Source organism: Brevundimonas sp. NPDC092305, from assembly GCF_044755415.1.
GTDB lineage: Bacteria > Pseudomonadota > Alphaproteobacteria > Caulobacterales > Caulobacteraceae > Brevundimonas.
Genome location: NZ_JBIVQY010000001.1, coordinates 383,905 through 400,172, shown reverse-complemented (window position 1 = coordinate 400,172; position 16,268 = coordinate 383,905). Strand labels below are relative to the sequence as shown.

Sequence of the window (16,268 nt, the reverse complement as noted above, 5' to 3'; positions counted from 1 at the left end):
AGACTAGCGCCGACGCGGTTAACCGGGCGTATCGGTCCCCGGCCCCTCCAGCATACGCACCAGATCCGCCTCCGGCAGGTTCGGATCGGCGAACGGATTGGCGCGGACCTGACCGTACCAGTCGCCGGCCCCCTGCACCCGGGGGCGAGCGAAGCGGATCCAGTCGGCCTCCAAAATCATGTCGACGGGCGCCGCCCGGTTGACCTCCCGGTTGTCGACCTCCGGGTTCTCCGGTCCCGGCGGCACGGCGTCGCTGGTGGTGTAGGCGATCAGACCGACCTGCATCACCGGGTTGTTCTCCATCCGGTAGTAGCGATCCCGAACCCGCCATTCCGTCTCGCCCTCGGGCCGGGCCAGCGCGACGATCGCCATGCCCACCCTGACCAGCCGCAGCTCGATCCAGCCGCTGGGCGCCGGCCGCAGTTTCAGGGACGAGTAGCTGTTGAAGGTCGACTTGGTCTCGATCATCGTCTCGCCGGCGACATGGCCGACGCCGGTGGTGATGAAGTGCCAGTTCTCGGCCCGCGGAGCCCGGCGGCTGGCGCTGAGTCCATTGGGCACCCGGGCCATCAGACCGCCGAGCGACCAGGTTCCACCGGGGACCGCGCCGCCCGCGCCCCGCACCCGAACACGCGCCGTCACGTCGAAGTCGCCGTTGACCTCCCGGAACAGGAAGGGCGCGTTCAGGTCGCGGACCCACGCGGAGTGATGGGGCTCAAGATGCAGGCTGCCGAGAACGGTCCGGCCGACGTCCAGCGCCTTGATCTTGTCCGGCCACCCAAAGGCCTGATCGAACCGCGTCCAGCCCTCCAGGTCGCCGTCGTTGAACTCGTCGGACAGGGCGGTGATGTCCGCCACCACGCCTGGGGGCGCTGTGGCAGGCTGCTCCTGCGCGGCGGCGGGAAGCGCCATCAGGGCGAGGGCGGAAAGGCGGAATGCGAGATGCATGCGAAGGTCCTGAAACTGACCTCCGCAATATGGCGACATATCCCGGTTCGCCGGGGCGCGTGCGGCGAAGATTCGACGAACCTCGCCCCACTCCTTGAGGTTCAAAGCCCCTCGAACAGCGCCGTCGACAGATAGCGTTCGGCGAAGCTGGGAATGATGGCGACGATGGTCTTGCCCTCGTTTTCCTGCAGGGCGGCCTGACGGAAGGCGGCGGTGATGGCCGCGCCGGACGAGATGCCGACCGGAATGCCCTCCACCCGCGCCACCTTGCGGGCCATGTCGAAGGCGTCCTCGTTGGAGACCTGTTCGACGCCGTCGATGACGGAGCGGTCGACGATGGAGGGAATGAAGCCCGCGCCGATGCCCTGAATCTTGTGCGGTCCCGGCTCCCCACCCGACAGGACCGGGCTGGCGGTGGGTTCGACGGCGATCATCTTCACCGACGGCTTCTTCTGCTTCAGCACCTGACCGACGCCTGTGATGGTGCCGCCCGTTCCGACGCCGGCGATGACAATGTCGACCTGACCGTGGGTGTCGGCCCAGATCTCTTCGGCCGTGGTGACGCGGTGGATGGCCGGGTTGGCGGGGTTGTCGAACTGGGCCGGGCTGATGGCGTTCGGCGTGCGGTCCAGCAGCTCCTGCGCCATGGCGATGGCGCCCTTCATGCCCTTCTCGGCCGGGGTCAGCACCAGTTCCGCGCCCAGCAGGGCCAGCATCTTGCGTCGTTCGATCGACATGCTCTCCGGCATGACAAGGATCAGGCGGTAGCCCTTGGCCGCCGCAACGAAGGCCAGCGCGATGCCGGTGTTGCCGCTGGTCGGCTCGATCAGGACGGTGTCGGGGCCGATCTTCCCGGCCTGCTCCAGCGCGTCGATCATGGCCACGCCGATCCGGTCCTTGACCGAGGCGATCGGGTTGAAGAACTCCAGCTTGGCCAGCACCCGGGCCTTGGGCTGATATTCCGCCGACAAACGCGGCAGGCCTACCAACGGCGTGTCGCCAATGGTGTTGAGGATGGAGTCATAGACCTTACCCCGCCCGGCTTTGGCGTGGCGGCTGGGGTCGTAAGCGGTGTCGGACATGGGGAGACCTCCGGCATGGATGAGAGTCCGTGAGAGTCGACTCTACTCTCTCTCACGTCCGTCGAAAGCAGACCCTTCGATCTAGGCACGGCGTGGCCGCGAAGCAACGGCGACGATAGCGTGACTTGACTGGTCGTCGGGCATGAAGCCTTTGCGCAGGATCCGCGTTCATCTGCGCGGAGCCGCAGCCAGGCGGCGCCGTGGGGGGAGCAAGCCACTGAAAGATCAGGCGGACAGTGCGTCTTCGGAGCCGTCGGCGGCCGGAGGGATCGGCGAGTCCTTTCTGAAGGGATCGGGCGAAATGGCGCGCCTGATCCGCACCCACGACTGGGCGTCGACGCCGCTCGGACCGATCGAGGGCTGGCCGCAGAGCCTGAAGACCGCCACCGGCCTGCTGATCGCCGCCCCCGTGCCGATCGTCATGCTGTGGGGTCCCGCCGGCGTGATGATCTACAACGACGCCTATTCGGTCTTCGCCGGCGGGCGGCACCCGACCCTGCTGGGCTCGAACGTCCTCGAAGGCTGGCCCGAGGTCGCGGACTTCAATGCCAACGTCATGAAGGTCGGTCTGGCCGGGGGCACCCTCGCCTACAAGGATCAGGAACTGACCCTGCACCGCCACGGCCAGCCCGAACAGGTCTGGATGAACCTCGACTACTGGCCCGTCCCCGGTGAGGACGGTCAGCCCGCGGGCGTGATCGCCACTGTGGTCGAGACAACCGCTCGCGTACTGGCCGATCGCCAGAAGGCGCTGGTCGGCGAGCGGCTGGAACTGGCGTTGTCCGCCGGCAGCGGCGTGGGCACCTGGGACTGGGATCTGGTCAACGACCGGGTCGTCGCGGATGAACGGTTCGCGCGCCTGTACGGCGTCGATCCCGAGATCGCGAAGGCGGGAGCGCCGATCGCGGAGTTCTTTGGGGCCATGCACCCGGATGACTCCGACCGGGTGGCCCGGCGGATCGCCGAGACGCTGGAGACGCACCAGCCGTTCCGCGCCGAATACCGGCTGGTCCAGCCGGACGGGTCGGTGCGCTGGGTGGCCGCCGAGGGCCGCATCGTCCCCGGGCCCGACGGCAAGGCCGCGCGGTTCCCGGGCGTCAGTTTCGACGTCACCGACAGACGCGAGGTCGATGCCGCCTACGCCGAGAGCGAGACCCGTTACCGGACCCTGTTCGAAACCGTCGGCTCGGGCTTCTGCATCATCCAGATGAAGTTCGACGAGGCGATGCGTCCGGTCGACTACATGATCGTCGAGGGCAATCCGGCCTTTGAGGAGATGACCGGTCTGCGCGACGCCAACGGCAAGTGGGTCTCCGAGATCGCGCCGGGACTGGAGCAGCACTGGTTCGATCTCTACGGCCGGGTCGCCCTGACCGGAGAGACGGCCCGCTTCGAGAACCCCGCCGACATCTTCGGCCGCTGGTACGACGTCGAGGCCCTGCGCATCGGCGATCCTGACGAGCACCGCGTCGCCATCCTGTTCAACAACATCACCGAACGGAAGCGGTTCGAGGCGCGCCAGGCCGCCCTGATCGAGCTGGACGACGCCATCGCTTCGGAAGGCGATGTCGCCGAAATCGGCTTCAGGGCGTCGCGCATCCTCGGTGCGGCGCTCGACGCATCCCGCGTCGGCTACGGCGTCATTGACGCGGACAGCGAGACCATCGTCATCGAGCGGGACTGGACCCGTGAGGGCCAGCCGAGCGTCGCGGGGACCCATAACTTCCGGAGCTACGGCAGCTATGTCACCGATATTCTCGCTGGCCTGCCCGCCGCGATCGCCGATGTCGAGACCGACCCGCGCACCCGCGACGCGCCGGAGGCTCTGCTTGCCTACGGCATCCGCGCCCTTCTGGACGTGCCCATCGCCGAAAACGGCAAGGTGGTCGCGCAGATCCTCGTGCACTCCGCCCGGCCGAGAGAATGGTCACCGGAGGATATCGCCTTCGTACGGAATTTCGCCGAACGCACCCGGGCCGCGCTGGCCCGGCGCGAGGCGGAGCAGGCCTCCAGCGAGAACGCCGAGGAACTGCAGCGTCTGGCCGACAGCCTGCCCCTGCTGGTCAGCTTCGTCGGCAAGGACCTGCGCTACGCCTTCGCCAACAAGGCCTACAATGATTGGTTTGGTCTGGTCTCCAGCGAGCTGAAGGGCCGGCTGGTGCCGGATGTAGTGGGGCCCGCCGCGTGGGACGTCATGGGCCCGATTGTCCAGCGGGCGCTGGCCGGAGAAAGCTTCGTCAGCGAACAGACCGTCACCTACAACCGGATCGGCCAGCGTCACGTCCGCTCGGAGTTCGTACCCCGGTACGACGCCGAGGGAGAGATCGACGGCTACTACGCCATGGTGCAGGACGTCTCGGATCAGCACCGCAACCGCGTCGCCTTGCAGCGAAACGCGGCCCGTCTGAGCTTCCTGAACGCGCTCGCCGTCGAGACCCAGCGTCTGTGGGACGCCGACGAAATGCTGGCGGTCACCACCCGCATGGTCGCGGACTATCTGGGCGTCACCAACTGCGCCTATGCCGACATGGACGCGGACGAGGACGGCTTCACCATCCGGGGTGACTGGGCGGCGCCGGGGTCGCCCAGCATTGTCGGCCACTACAGCCTCGCGGACTTCGGCAAGCTGGCGGTTCAGGAGCTTTCGGCCGGGCGGCCGCTGATCGTCAACGACAACCTCAAGGAGCTTGCTCCCGAAGAGGCCGCGACTTTCCAGGCCATTGGCATCTCGGCGACGATCTGCATGCCGCTGGTCCGGGAAGGCCGGCTGACGGCCTTGATGGCGATCCACGACAAGGCTCCCCGCGTCTGGACCGACGAAGAGCTGGACACGATCCGCGAGGTCACCGAACGGTCCTGGGCCCATATCGAGCGGGTCCGCGCCGAGGCCGACCTCCGCGACAGCGAGGCCCGCTACCGCACCCTGTTCGACACAATGGACGAGGGCTTCTGCATCATCGAGTTCATCGACGGCCCGCACGGTCCGATGAGCGACTACGTCCACGTCGAGGCCAACGCCGCCTATGCCGAGAACGCGGGCATTCCCGACGTCGTCGGCCAGAAGGTGCGCGAGATGGTGGGGGCCGAGGCGCAGAGCTGGATCGACCTGTACGGCGGCGTGCTGCGCACCGGTCAGCCAATCCGCTTCGAGAAGGAGCTGGAGGAGACGGGCCGCTGGCTGGAGCTGTCCGCCTTCCGCGTCGAACCCGCCAGCCGCAAGCAGGTCGCCGTCCTGTTCAAGGACCTGACCCAGAAGAAGCTGGCCGAGGTCGCACTGCAGACCATGAACACCACGCTGGAAGAGCGGGTGCAGGAACGCACCCACGAACTTCAGGCGGCCCACGAGGCCCTGCGCCAGAGCCAGAAGATGGAGGCCGTCGGCCAGCTGACCGGCGGCATCGCCCACGACTTTAACAACCTGCTGGCCGGGATTTCCGGCAGTCTTGAGCTGTTGGGCAAGCGGCTGTCCGAAGGACGGCTGAACGGGATGGAACGCTACATCGAGGCGGCGCAGGGATCGGCGCAGCGCGCGGCGTCCCTGACCCAGCGCCTGCTGGCCTTCTCGCGCCGCCAGACGCTCGATCCCAAGCCGACCGACGTGAACCGTCTGATCAACGGGATGGAGGACCTGATCCGGCGCAGCGTCGGGCCGGACGTTCAGGTCGAGGTGGTGGGCGCGGGCGGTCTGTGGCCGACGCGGATCGACCAGTCGCAGCTGGAAAACGCGCTGCTGAACCTGTGCATCAACGCGCGCGACGCCATGGCTCCCGGCGGCGGTCGCCTGACCATCGAGACGGCCAACAAGTGGCTGGACGAAAAGCCGGCTCGCGAGCGCGATCTGGAGCCGGGACAGTACGTCTCGTTGTGCGTCACGGACACCGGGACGGGGATGGACGCCGTCACGATCGAGAAGATCTTCGACCCCTTCTTCACCACCAAGCCGCTGGGTCAGGGCACGGGACTGGGCCTGTCGATGATCCACGGCTTCGTTCGTCAATCGGGCGGTCAGGTGCGGGTCTATTCCGAGGTAGGCAAGGGCACGACCATGTGCCTGTACCTGCCCCGGCATCTGGGCGCCCTGGAGGATGTCGATCCCGTTGATGCGGCCCTCGCGGTCATTCCCGGCCACGGCGAGTCGGTGCTGGTCATCGACGACGAGCCGACCGTGCGGATGCTGGTCGTCGAGGTCCTGCGGGAACAGGGCTACGTCGCCATCGAGGCCGCGGACGGTCCCGCCGGTCTGCGCATCCTTGAAAGCGAAGCCCGGATCGACCTGCTGATCTCGGACGTCGGCCTGCCTGGCGGGATGAACGGGCGACAGGTGGCCGACGCCGCGCGGATCAAGCGGCCCGACCTCAAGGTGCTGTTCATCACCGGCTATGCCGAGAACGCCGCCGTCGGAAACGGCCTTCTGGCCCCCGGCATGGAGGTCATGACCAAGCCCTTCGTCATGTCCGATCTGGCGGCCAAGGTGACCGAGATGATCGACGCCTAGGGGCGCTTGCGAAGCCCACAACCTCTGATAGCGTCCCGCTTGCAGAGGGGGACTGCATCATGACCGACATCGCTGCGCCCGTCGGGCAATCCGACCGCATCGGAGAGATCGACATCGTGCGGGGCTTCGCCCTGTTCGGCGTGCTCTGGATGAACGTGCTGGGGATGGGCGGCTTCGTCGTCCCCGAGGACAAGATCCACGGCCTGACGCAGTTCGAGACGCTGGAGAAGGTGGTCGGCTTCTGGTCGCACCTGCTGATGGCCGGCAAGGCGCAGGCGCTGTTCTCGCTGCTGTTCGGTTTCGGCTTCGCCATCATGATGGACCGCATCGGCCAGCGTGGCGGCGACGGGACCAAAATCTACCTGCGGCGGCTGACCATCCTGCTGGTCGTCGGCATCGCGCATACGTGCCTGCTCTGGACCGGCGACATCCTCAACGCCTACGCCGCTATGGGCTTCCTGTTGCTGCTGACGCGGCGTTGGTCGAGCGGCTGGCTGCTGGCGGCCGGTGTCGCACTGGCGACCCTGGTGCCGCTGGCGGTGCTGGTTTTCTACCAGATGACGACCCCTGCCGGTCAGCCCCCGGCCTTCGTCGCGCTGATGGAGGCGGGGGCGGAGTCGCGCTGGCCCATCGTCATGGGGCGCGACTACCCGGCCTTCGTGGTCGCGATGTTCAAGGCCCTGTTCATCGAGTTCTACAGCCAGCCGATGATGCTGAGCTATTTCGGCTGGATCCTCGGCCGGTTCATGATCGGCAGCTGGATCTTCCGTCAGGGGTGGGTGCAGGAGCCCCGGCGCTACCAGATGGGCTATGCGCTGACGGCGGCGACCTTCATCCCCGTCGGCCTGCTGCTTTCCGTGCGCCGCTTCATCATGCAGGGCATCGAGGTAGAGCCGATGGAATGGGCGACGTCGCTGTTCCGCAGCCTCGGCGCGGTGTCGGAGCTGGTGCTGGCCATCGGCTACGGCGCCCTGCTGATGCTGCTGTGCCAGATCCCGGCGGTGCGGCGCGCGCTGTCGGGACTGGGCACGGTCGGGCAGATGGCGCTGACCAACTATTTGACGCAGAGCCTGTTCTTCGTCTTCGTGCTGTACGGCTTCGGCCTCGGCCTGCTGCCGTGGATGGGGGCGACGCTGAGCCTCGTCTTCGCCGTCGTGGTCTTCGCCATCCAGATCGCCTTCAGCCGCTGGTGGCTGTCCCGCTACCGCTTCGGCCCGGCCGAGTGGCTGTGGCGCTGGGGCACCTACGGGACGAAGCCGGCGCTGAAGCGGACCTAGACGGTCGCCGTTCGGGAAGCCGCCGGCGCGTCATCCTCGTCGGACAGGGCTCCCAGCTCACCGCGTTCGCGGGCCTTGCGGCCGTAGACCAGCTCGAACAGGGGCGAGGCCATCAGGGTCGTGATGATGGCCATCAGCACCAGCATGGAGAACAGCGCCGGGCCGATGATGCCGCGCTGAAGGCCGATGTTGATAATGATCAGCTCCATCAGACCGCGGGCGTTCATCAGGGCGCCGATGCCCATGGCGGTGGCGTTGTCCTGCCCCGTCAGACGCGCGGCGCCCCAGCAGGCGACGCCCTTGGCCAGAACCGAGCCCACCAGAATGGCGACGGTGACGGCGACCAGACTGACGCTGTTGACCATGGTCAGCTGGGTGTTCAGGCCCGAGAAGGTGAAGAACATGGGCAGCAGGACGACGACGGCGAACGGCTCGAGCTGACGGCGCAGCTCGGTCGACAGCAGGCCTCGCGGCATGACGCAACCCAGAATGAAGCCGCCGAAGACGGCGTGGATGCCGACCCAGTCCATGACGAAGGCGCAGAGCATGAACAGGATCAGGACGATCCCAAGCGTCGAGGCCGTCAGCTTGCCCTCGCGCTCGACCCTGCGGCCAAGCGGGGCGAGAAGCCTCGGCCCCAGCGTCAGCATGAAGATCACGAAGGTCGCGCCGCCCAGAATGGCCTTGATCGCCACCGGCGCGCCGTCGCCGAAGGTGGCCAGCACGATGGCCAGCACGCACCATGCGCCGGCGTCGTCGATGGCCCCGGCCGACAGGGACAGGGCGCCCAGCGGCGTACCGCTCAATCCCCGCTCGTGAATGATGCGGGCCAGCATCGGGAAGGCGGTGATGGCGATGCAGGCGCCCGTGAACAGGATCGCCTGCGCGGTGGTGATGCCTTCGCCGAACAGGCCATGGCTCAGCAGCCACGGACCGATGGCGGCGGCGACAAGGAAGGGCGCGGCCATCCCGGCCAGCGAGACCGAGAAGGCGCTGGGCAGGTTCTGGCGGAAGTGCTCGGTTTTGAAGCCGAGCCCGACCAGGAACATGTACAGGCCGACGCCCATCTGGGCTCCGACGAACAGGATGGGCTTGGATTCCGGCGGGAACAGCGCGCCCTGTATCTGGGGCGCCAGCAGGCCGAGCAGCGAGGGCCCGAGGATGACGCCGGCGATCATCTCGCCCACCACCTGCGGCTGACCGAGGTATTTGCGCGCCAGCCAGCCCACGCCGCGACAGGCGGCGATGATCACCGCCATCTGCAGGAAGAAGGCCACGCTGAGTTCCGCCGGTGTCATGTCTTGTCTCCGCCCCGATATCCGCCCGCTCTTCGTCGGGTCGTTCGCCAGAACTATTGGCGGTGCGGCGAGACGACGCAACCGCATTGTGAACGCTCCCGCGATCACGAGCGGTTTCGGCCGGAGGCCCGATCTTCACCAGTGGTTAACCACGATCCCCGCATCCCTAGGCCCTGTTCAGGGGCCCGTTTTGCGCAATCTCGCCGCCGCCGTCGAAGCGATCGACCCGCTGGTCGTGACCGGCAAGGTCGCGGGCGTGAACGGCCTGCTGATCGAAAGCCGGGGCGGGCTGTCGCGACTGGCGGTCGGAGCCCGGGCCGAGATCGAGCGGGGACGCGGTCTGAAAGCCCTGCCGGCCGAGGTCGTCGGCTTCCGCGACGCCAAGGCTCTGCTTATGCCTTTCGGCCCGGTCGAGGGCGTGACGCCGGGCGCCGATATCCGCATCATCGACACCGCCGCTTCCGTGCGTCCGACCACCGCATGGCTGGGCCGCATCATCGACGCCTTCGGCCAGCCCATCGACGGCAAGGGCCCGCTGCCGCAGGGGCCGGCCCCCTACCCTCTCCGTGCGCCGCCGCCCCCGGCCCATTCGCGCGGCCGGGTTGGCGAGCGGCTGGACCTCGGCGTCCGCGCGATGGACGTCTTCACCACCACCTGCCGGGGCCAGCGTCTCGGCATTTTCGCCGGCTCGGGCGTCGGCAAGTCGGTGCTGCTGTCCATGCTTGCGAAAGAGGCGACCTGCGATGTCGTCGTCGTCGGCCTGATTGGCGAACGGGGCCGGGAGGTGCGCGAGTTCGTCGAGGAGACGCTGGGCGAGGAGGGCCTGCGCCGCGCGGTTGTCGTGGTGGCGACCTCGGACGAGCCGGCCCTGAAGCGGCGTCAGTCCGCCTACATGACCATGGCGATCGCCGAATATTTCCGGGATCAGGACCTCGAAGTCCTCTGCCTGATGGACTCGGTCACACGCTTCGCCATGGCCCAGCGCGAGATCGGTCTGGCCGCGGGGGAGCCCCCGACGACCAAGGGCTACACCCCCACCGTCTTCACCGAACTGCCCAAACTGCTGGAGCGGGCCGGGCCGGGTCCGATCCGGCCGGACGGCACCACGGCCGCGCCGATCACCGCCCTGTTCACCGTGCTGGTGGACGGCGGTGACCATGACGAGCCGATCGCCGACGCCGTGCGCGGTATTCTGGACGGCCACATCGTCATGGACCGCAAGATCGCCGAACGCGGCCGCTTCCCCGCCATCGACGTGCTGAAATCCGTCAGCCGGACCATGCCGGAGAACCAGACGCCTCCCGAGCGCGACCTGAACAAGCGCGCCCGCCAGTGCCTGTCGGCCTATGCGAACATGGAAGAGCTGATCAAGATCGGCGCCTATCGCGCGGGGGCCGATCCGATCGTCGACCGGGCCATCGCCCTGAACCCTGCGCTGGAAGCGTTCCTCGGTCAGGACAAGGAAGACGCCACGCGTCTTACCGATTCCTTTACCCGGCTGGAGCAAATCCTGAATCAGGGAATGATCTCGTGACTGGAGTGACGTTATGACCGCCTGGGCCCAGTCGCTGATCCGCATCTCCAACTACGAGGTCGAAACGCTGCAAAAGCGTCTGGCCGAGATCACCGCCCGCAAGGCCGACGCTGAAATGCGCGTGGTCATGCTGGAGGCCGAAGCCGAGGCTGAGCGCGATCGCGCCCGCGAAGACACGATGGCCGGCATGATGCTGGGCGCCTATCTCGACGGCTGGAAGCTGAAGAAGGCCGCCGCCGAGGCCAATGTCGCCGTCATCGGCTCGGAAGAAGACGGCGCTCGCGACGCCCTGACCGGGGCGTTCGAGGAACTGAAGAAGTTCGAACATGTCGCCGAAACCACCCGCCTGAACGCCATGCTCGCCGCCGCCAAGCGCGAGACGGCGGCGTTCGACGAGATGGGTCTGAGACGGCGTGCGGGCTGACCCCACGGCCCTGAACCGCCGCCTGTTCCTCGCCGCGCCCATCGCGCTGGCCGCCTGCAATCCTCTCTCCGCCGAAGCCTCCGACCCGCCTGCGCCCGAGGCCGCGCCGCTGAAGGACATCGTCCCGTGCCCGTTCGGGGCCACGGCGACGACCAGCCAGATCGGCGACTCCATCTTCGTCGACCAGATGCTGAAGCACGTCGATCAGGTGACCCCTGAGTGGGAGCTGAAGATGGAGCGGACGCTGGGCGCCGGCTTCACGCATGACTTCTCGGCCTCGGACCGCGTCGTCGACTGGGCACACGGGCACGGGCTGCGCAGCCACGGCCACACGCTGATCTGGTATTCCCAAGGCGGCGAGGTCTTCAACGACAGCGTCCCGCGCGACCGTTTCGTCGCCGAGTTCGACCGATACATCGCCGCCGCCGTCGGTCGCTATCGCGGACGGATGGCCGGCTGGGATGTGGTCAACGAGCCGGTGGCCGAGGACGGGAACGGCCTGCGCGACTGCCACTGGAGCCGGGTTCTGGGTCAGGACGGCTACATGATCCGCGCCTTCCAGCAGGCGAAGGCGGCCGATCCGGACGCGGTGCTGTTTCTCAACGAGTACAATCTCGAGAACAATCCGGTGAAGGGCGCGACCTTCCTGAGGCTGGTCGAACGCCTGCTCAAACTTGGCGCGCCCATCAGCGGGATCGGCACCCAGTCGCATCTGGACATCGAGATCCCGGCCGGGCGGATCACCGCCTTCATGCGCGACGCGGCCTCGCTGGGCCTGCCGATCCATGTGTCGGAGCTGGACGGGTCCCTGTTCCGCTGGGAGCGCGGTGTTGACCTGCGACCCCGCAGCGAGCGCCGCGCCCAGCAGGCGGCGCGCATGGGCGAGCTGGCCGAGGCTTTCTTCGCCCTGCCCGACGCCCAGCGCTACGCCTTCACGACCTGGGGTCTGCGGGATATCGACAGCTGGCTGCTACGCCCCGAAGGTCGCAACCTGCCGGACGACAGCCCTGTGTTGCTGAACGCCGAGGGGCGGGCCAACCCGGGCTATGCGGCGGTGGTGAGGGCGGCGAGATAGTCGGGTAAGGAGCGCCATGCTCTTCCCTCGCCCCCTTGAACGCGGAACCCTGATCCGACGCTACAAGCGCTTCCTCGCGGACGTCACGCTGGCGGACGGATCCGAGACGACTATCCACGTGCCCAACCCCGGCGCCATGCTGGGCCTGACGGAGCCGGGCCTGCAGGTCTGGATGTCCCGCTCGCCGGATCCAAAACGCAAGCTGCCCATGACGCTGGAGATGGTCGAGCTGCCGGGCGCGGGGCTGGTCGGAGTCAACACCATGAACCCCAACCGCATCGGCGAGACCGCCATTCCGCAGGGTCTCATCCCCGAACTGACCGGCTACCCCATCCTGCGGCGCGAGGTCCGGTACGACGAGAACAGCCGGATCGACATCCTGCTGCAGAGCGACCCGGACGCCCTGCAACGGCCGTCCTGCTGGGTCGAGATCAAGAATGTGCACTTCAGCCGGACGCCCGGTCTGGCCGAGTTTCCCGACTGCCGCACCGAGCGCGCGGTCAAGCATCTGAGGGCACTGGATCGGGTGGTTCAGGCGGGCGGCCGGGCGGTGATGCTGTTCATCGTCCAGCGTATGGACTGCACGGTCTTCACCACCGCCGACGACATCGACAGGGCCTATGGCCCCGCCCTGCGCGAGGCCGCCTCCCAGGGGGTTGAGGTTTTGTGCTACAGTTGCCACCTGACGCCCGAGGCGATCCGGCTGGATCGCGCCCTGCCATGGCGGCCCTGACCGCCTCTGAAAGACCGCATGTACGAGACCCAGGACATCGCCGAGGACGCCTTCGTCCGCACCCACGAAATCCGCGTCCATCAGGATGAGGAAGCCTGGGAGGGCATGCGCGCCGCCGGCAAGCTGGTGGCGCAGGCGCTGGACATGATCACGGAGTTCGCGGTTCCCGGCGTGACGACGCAGGAGATCGACGACCGCATCCGCGAGTTCACCCTCGACAACGGCGCCCTGCCCGCCTGCCTCGGCTACAAGGGCTATGAGAAGACGGTCTGCACCTCGATCAACCACGTCGTCTGTCACGGCATTCCGGGCGACCGGGTCCTGAAGGACGGCGACATCGTCAACATCGACCACACCGTCATCGTCGACGGGTGGCACGGCGACTCCAGCCGCATGTATGCGATCGGTGAGATCAACACCCGGGCGAAGAAGCTGATCGACGTGACCTATGACTCGCTCGCGGCGGGTCTGGCGGTCATCAAGCCCGGGAACACCTTCGGCGACATCGGCTATGCCATCCAGCAGGTGGTCGAGGCCAACCGCATGTCGGTGGTGCGCGACTTCTGCGGCCACGGCATCGGCCGTCTGTTCCACGACAGCCCCAACGTCCTGCACTACGGCCGTCGCGGCGAGGGCGCGGTCTTGCGCGAGGGCATGTTCTTTACCGTCGAGCCGATGGTGAACCTGGGCAAGCCGCACGTGAAGGTCCTGTCCGACGGCTGGACCGCCGTGACGCGGGACAAGTCCCTGTCGTCCCAGTGCGAACACACGATCGGCGTCACCGCCGACGGCGTGGAGCTGTTCAGCGCCAGCCCGGCGGGACTGTTCAGACCGAAATTCTAGGCTAGGTTGCCTCCCGCACGGGGAGGCGAATGCTGGATCAATCGAACGCAAAGCCACACCATGCCGGCCACCGCGAGCGGCTGCGCGACCGCGCCCGCTCTGCCGGTCTGCCCGCCCTGCCCGATTACGAGTTGCTGGAGCTCTTCCTGTTCCGCAGCCAGCCGCAGGGGGATGTTAAGCCGATCGCCAAGGCGCTGCTGCACCGGTTCGGGTCGTTGGCGGCGGTGCTGGCGGCCTCGGTGGAGGATCTGATGACGGTCAGGGCCGAGGACACCCGGGGGCGGACCAAGGGGATCGGGGCGGAGACGGCGCTGGATCTGGCGGCCCTGCACGAGGTGGCGCGGCGCATCGCGCGAGAGGAGGCGGGCAAGCGGCCGGTGATCTCATCGTGGTCGGCGCTGCTGGCCTATGTGCGGATGGCGCTGCAGCACGAGCCGAGGGAGCAGTTCCGGATCCTGTATCTGGATAACCGTAACCAGCTGATCCTCGATGAGATCCAGAACCGGGGCACGGTGGATCACGCGCCGGTCTATCCGCGCGAGGTCGTGCGTCGGGCGCTGGAGGTGTCGGCCAAGTCCATCATCATCGTGCACAACCACCCCTCCGGCGATCCGACGCCCAGCCGCGCGGATATCCAGATGACCAAGCAGGTGGTCGATGCGGCGCGAGCGCTGGCGCTGGACGTGCATGACCATTTGGTGGTCGGGCGGGACGGCGTGGCCAGCTTCAAGCAGCTGGGGTTGATGTAGAGCTTCAAACCAGCCGATACGAAGGTGCATGACCACCACGCTTCTAACCGACCGCCTGATCCTGACGCCTGTCGCGGAGGCCGACTTCGACGATCTGAAGCGGTTGTGGGGCGACGCGGACTTCATCCGCCCGCTGTTTCCCAATCCCATGAACGGCGAGGAGGTCTGGACCCGCCTGCTTCGCGACATCGGGCATTGGGAGGTGCGCGGGTACGGCAACTGGTCGATTCGACTGAAGGACAGCGGCGATCATGTCGGCAGCGTGGGGGTGCTGGACTACCAGCGCGAGATCGAGCCGCGGCTGGACGCGCCCGAGCTGGGCTGGGGCGTGGCGACGCGGTTTCAGGGCCAGGGTATGGCGTATGAGGCGGTGTCGGCGGCGCTGGCGTGGTGCGACGACGCGCTGAATGCGCGGCGCACGGTCTGCATCATCAGTCCGAGCAATACCGCCTCACTGAAGCTAGCGGCGCGTCTGGGCTATCAGCCCATGCACGACACGACCTTCCGCGGCGAGCCGATCACGGTGCTGGAACGGCGGTCCGCGTAGCCTGACGTTAAGGTTTATGCCCCACATTGGGACGGAGTTCCCGGAGCGTCTCCGCCCATGCCCATGCCCGTCGATGAGCTTCACGCCCATCTGGCCGACGCCTTTCCCGGCGCCGAGATCGCCATCGACGATCTGGCCGGCGATGGCGACCACTACCGAGCGCGCATCGTCTCGGAGGCCTTTCGCGGCTTGCCGCGGGTGAGGCAGCACCAGCTGGTCTATGCGGCGCTCAAGGGAAAGATGGGGGGCGAACTGCATGCCCTCGCCGTCGAAACGTCGACGCCGGAGGCCTGACGCATGCGATACCGCCCCTTCGGAAACTCCGGACAGTCCGTATCGGCCCTGACGCTGGGCCTGAGCTATCGCGACATCGCGCATGGGCCGGACGCCTGTTCCGCCATCATCTACGCGGCGCTGGAAGCCGGCATCAACAGCTACCGCCTGCGTGACGCCAGCCCGGTGCTGGCCGAGGTGCTGGGCAACGCCCTGAAGCATGTCGACCGCAAGCTGGTGCAGGTCTCGCTGACGCTGGGCGCGGGCGACGGTCGGCGGGGGACGGATCGCGACTTCTCGGCCCAAGGGATGACGGCCTGTATCGACAAGGCGCTGCACGCCTCGGCGCTGGGCTGGTTTGATCAGGTCTTCCTTGACCAGCCGGGCACCGACGAACTGCCGCAGTCCTCGCTGAACGCCCTGAAGGCCATGCGGGCGACCCAGCGGGTGCGCCTGTTGGGAATATCGGGCGATGGCGAGGTCATGGACACCTACGTCTCGACCGGCGCCTTCGACGTACTGGTCACGCCGGTGCATGTGAACTCCCCCTGGCAGGTCCGGTCGCGTCTCCGCGCCGCGCGCGAGCAGGACATGACCATCTTCGCCTACGGCTATTTCCCCGAGAGCCTCGACACGGCGAAGAAGGCCGAGCGGATCGCCGGAGAGGACGCCCCCGCCAAACGCGGCCTGTTCGGCTTCGGCAAGCCCGCCGGTCGTGCGAAAAACGATCCCCTGCGCGGCGCGGGCACCTTCGCCTTCCTGCACCGCACCCCGGGCTGGACCGCCGAGGACATTTGTCTGGCCTATGTGCTGACCGACCCGTCGATCGCCAGCGTGACCATCCACGCCGAGGATGTCGAGCGGCTGGAAATCCTGGCCCGCGTCCCCGATCGCGATCTGCCCCCCGGCCTCGCCGCCCAGATCGAAATGGCCCGCGTCGCGACCGCCAAGGCGGCCTGATCTCGCTTGTCTGACTGAGTTGGCGGCGGC

14 protein-coding genes are annotated in these 16,268 nt (G+C 67.5%); 11 read left to right on the top strand and 3 right to left on the bottom strand.

What is annotated here, in order from left to right:
- Positions 1-18: 18 nt before the first annotated feature.
- Complete coding sequence (locus tag ACIQC9_RS01960) at positions 19-948, bottom strand: hypothetical protein (protein WP_400611933.1); 930 nt, start codon at positions 946-948, stop codon at positions 19-21.
- A 101-nt stretch (positions 949-1,049) separates the two neighbouring features.
- On the bottom strand, positions 1,050-2,030 hold the full coding sequence (gene cysK, locus ACIQC9_RS01955) for a cysteine synthase A (RefSeq protein ID WP_400611932.1): 981 nt from the start codon (positions 2,028-2,030) through the stop codon (positions 1,050-1,052).
- Between the two features lie 301 nt (positions 2,031-2,331).
- Between cysK and ACIQC9_RS01950 the strand changes: the two genes are divergently transcribed.
- Together ACIQC9_RS01950 and ACIQC9_RS01945 are read left to right on the top strand one after the other, a co-directional pair.
- Positions 2,332-6,525, top strand: coding sequence for a PAS domain-containing protein (locus ACIQC9_RS01950; RefSeq protein ID WP_400611931.1), 4,194 nt, complete (start codon positions 2,332-2,334; stop codon positions 6,523-6,525).
- A 59-nt stretch (positions 6,526-6,584) separates the two neighbouring features.
- The gene (locus ACIQC9_RS01945; protein ID WP_400611930.1) at positions 6,585-7,802 is read left to right on the top strand and encodes a DUF418 domain-containing protein; all 1,218 of its coding nucleotides are present in this window, start codon (positions 6,585-6,587) and stop codon (positions 7,800-7,802) included.
- On the opposite strand, the gene ACIQC9_RS01940 is transcribed toward ACIQC9_RS01945, so the two are convergent.
- Positions 7,799-9,100, bottom strand: a complete 1,302-nt coding sequence (locus ACIQC9_RS01940) for a cation:proton antiporter (protein WP_400611929.1) — start codon at positions 9,098-9,100, stop codon at positions 7,799-7,801. The genes ACIQC9_RS01945 and ACIQC9_RS01940 overlap by 4 nt on opposite strands.
- A gap of 190 nt (positions 9,101-9,290) precedes the next feature.
- Here ACIQC9_RS01940 and fliI point away from each other — a divergent pair, with 190 nt between their 5' ends.
- Genes fliI through ACIQC9_RS01895 form a run of 9 tightly spaced genes read left to right on the top strand, consistent with a single transcriptional unit; the run spans position 9,291 to position 16,238 of the window.
- The gene (gene fliI, locus ACIQC9_RS01935) at positions 9,291-10,634 is read left to right on the top strand and encodes a flagellar protein export ATPase FliI (protein WP_400611928.1); all 1,344 of its coding nucleotides are present in this window, start codon (positions 9,291-9,293) and stop codon (positions 10,632-10,634) included.
- Between the two features lie 13 nt (positions 10,635-10,647).
- On the top strand, positions 10,648-11,058 hold the full coding sequence (locus ACIQC9_RS01930) for a flagellar export protein FliJ (protein WP_400611927.1): 411 nt from the start codon (positions 10,648-10,650) through the stop codon (positions 11,056-11,058).
- Positions 11,048-12,133 carry an endo-1,4-beta-xylanase gene (locus tag ACIQC9_RS01925; RefSeq protein ID WP_400611926.1) on the top strand — a complete coding sequence of 362 codons (1,086 nt, stop codon included), beginning with the start codon at positions 11,048-11,050 and terminating at the stop codon, positions 12,131-12,133. Before ACIQC9_RS01930 ends, ACIQC9_RS01925 begins: the two co-directional genes overlap by 11 nt.
- A gap of 16 nt (positions 12,134-12,149) precedes the next feature.
- On the top strand, positions 12,150-12,866 hold the full coding sequence (sfsA, locus tag ACIQC9_RS01920) for a DNA/RNA nuclease SfsA (RefSeq protein ID WP_400611925.1): 717 nt from the start codon (positions 12,150-12,152) through the stop codon (positions 12,864-12,866).
- Positions 12,867-12,884: 18 nt separating this feature from the next.
- Positions 12,885-13,709: a type I methionyl aminopeptidase gene (gene map, locus ACIQC9_RS01915; RefSeq protein WP_400611924.1), complete on the top strand. Its 825-nt coding sequence runs from the start codon at positions 12,885-12,887 to the stop codon at positions 13,707-13,709.
- A 29-nt stretch (positions 13,710-13,738) separates the two neighbouring features.
- Positions 13,739-14,458, top strand: a complete 720-nt coding sequence (radC, locus tag ACIQC9_RS01910) for a DNA repair protein RadC (protein ID WP_400611923.1) — start codon at positions 13,739-13,741, stop codon at positions 14,456-14,458.
- A gap of 28 nt (positions 14,459-14,486) precedes the next feature.
- Entirely contained in the window at positions 14,487-15,005 is a 519-nt protein-coding gene (locus ACIQC9_RS01905; protein ID WP_400611922.1) for a GNAT family N-acetyltransferase, read from the top strand.
- Positions 15,006-15,062: 57 nt separating this feature from the next.
- Positions 15,063-15,299, top strand: coding sequence for a BolA family protein (locus ACIQC9_RS01900; RefSeq protein WP_400611921.1), 237 nt, complete (start codon positions 15,063-15,065; stop codon positions 15,297-15,299).
- Between the two features lie 3 nt (positions 15,300-15,302).
- Positions 15,303-16,238: an aldo/keto reductase gene (locus ACIQC9_RS01895; protein ID WP_400611920.1), complete on the top strand. Its 936-nt coding sequence runs from the start codon at positions 15,303-15,305 to the stop codon at positions 16,236-16,238.
- The last annotated feature ends 30 nt before the right edge of the window (positions 16,239-16,268 follow it).

What these genes read in the sequence shown, in the direction of transcription:
- ACIQC9_RS01960 (WP_400611933.1), bottom strand. Translation starts at nt 948, where the DNA reads ATGCATCTCGCATTCCGCCTTTCCGCCCTCGCCCTGATGGCGCTTCCC.
- cysK (WP_400611932.1), bottom strand. Translation starts at nt 2,030, where the DNA reads ATGTCCGACACCGCTTACGACCCCAGCCGCCACGCCAAAGCCGGGCGG.
- ACIQC9_RS01950 (WP_400611931.1), top strand. Translation starts at nt 2,332, where the DNA reads ATGGCGCGCCTGATCCGCACCCACGACTGGGCGTCGACGCCGCTCGGA.
- ACIQC9_RS01945 (WP_400611930.1), top strand. Translation starts at nt 6,585, where the DNA reads ATGACCGACATCGCTGCGCCCGTCGGGCAATCCGACCGCATCGGAGAG.
- ACIQC9_RS01940 (WP_400611929.1), bottom strand. Translation starts at nt 9,100, where the DNA reads ATGACACCGGCGGAACTCAGCGTGGCCTTCTTCCTGCAGATGGCGGTG.
- ACIQC9_RS01930 (WP_400611927.1), top strand. Translation starts at nt 10,648, where the DNA reads ATGACCGCCTGGGCCCAGTCGCTGATCCGCATCTCCAACTACGAGGTC.
- sfsA (WP_400611925.1), top strand. Translation starts at nt 12,150, where the DNA reads ATGCTCTTCCCTCGCCCCCTTGAACGCGGAACCCTGATCCGACGCTAC.
- map (WP_400611924.1), top strand. Translation starts at nt 12,885, where the DNA reads ATGTACGAGACCCAGGACATCGCCGAGGACGCCTTCGTCCGCACCCAC.
- radC (WP_400611923.1), top strand. Translation starts at nt 13,739, where the DNA reads ATGCTGGATCAATCGAACGCAAAGCCACACCATGCCGGCCACCGCGAG.
- ACIQC9_RS01905 (WP_400611922.1), top strand. Translation starts at nt 14,487, where the DNA reads ATGACCACCACGCTTCTAACCGACCGCCTGATCCTGACGCCTGTCGCG.
- ACIQC9_RS01900 (WP_400611921.1), top strand. Translation starts at nt 15,063, where the DNA reads ATGCCCATGCCCGTCGATGAGCTTCACGCCCATCTGGCCGACGCCTTT.
- ACIQC9_RS01895 (WP_400611920.1), top strand. Translation starts at nt 15,303, where the DNA reads ATGCGATACCGCCCCTTCGGAAACTCCGGACAGTCCGTATCGGCCCTG.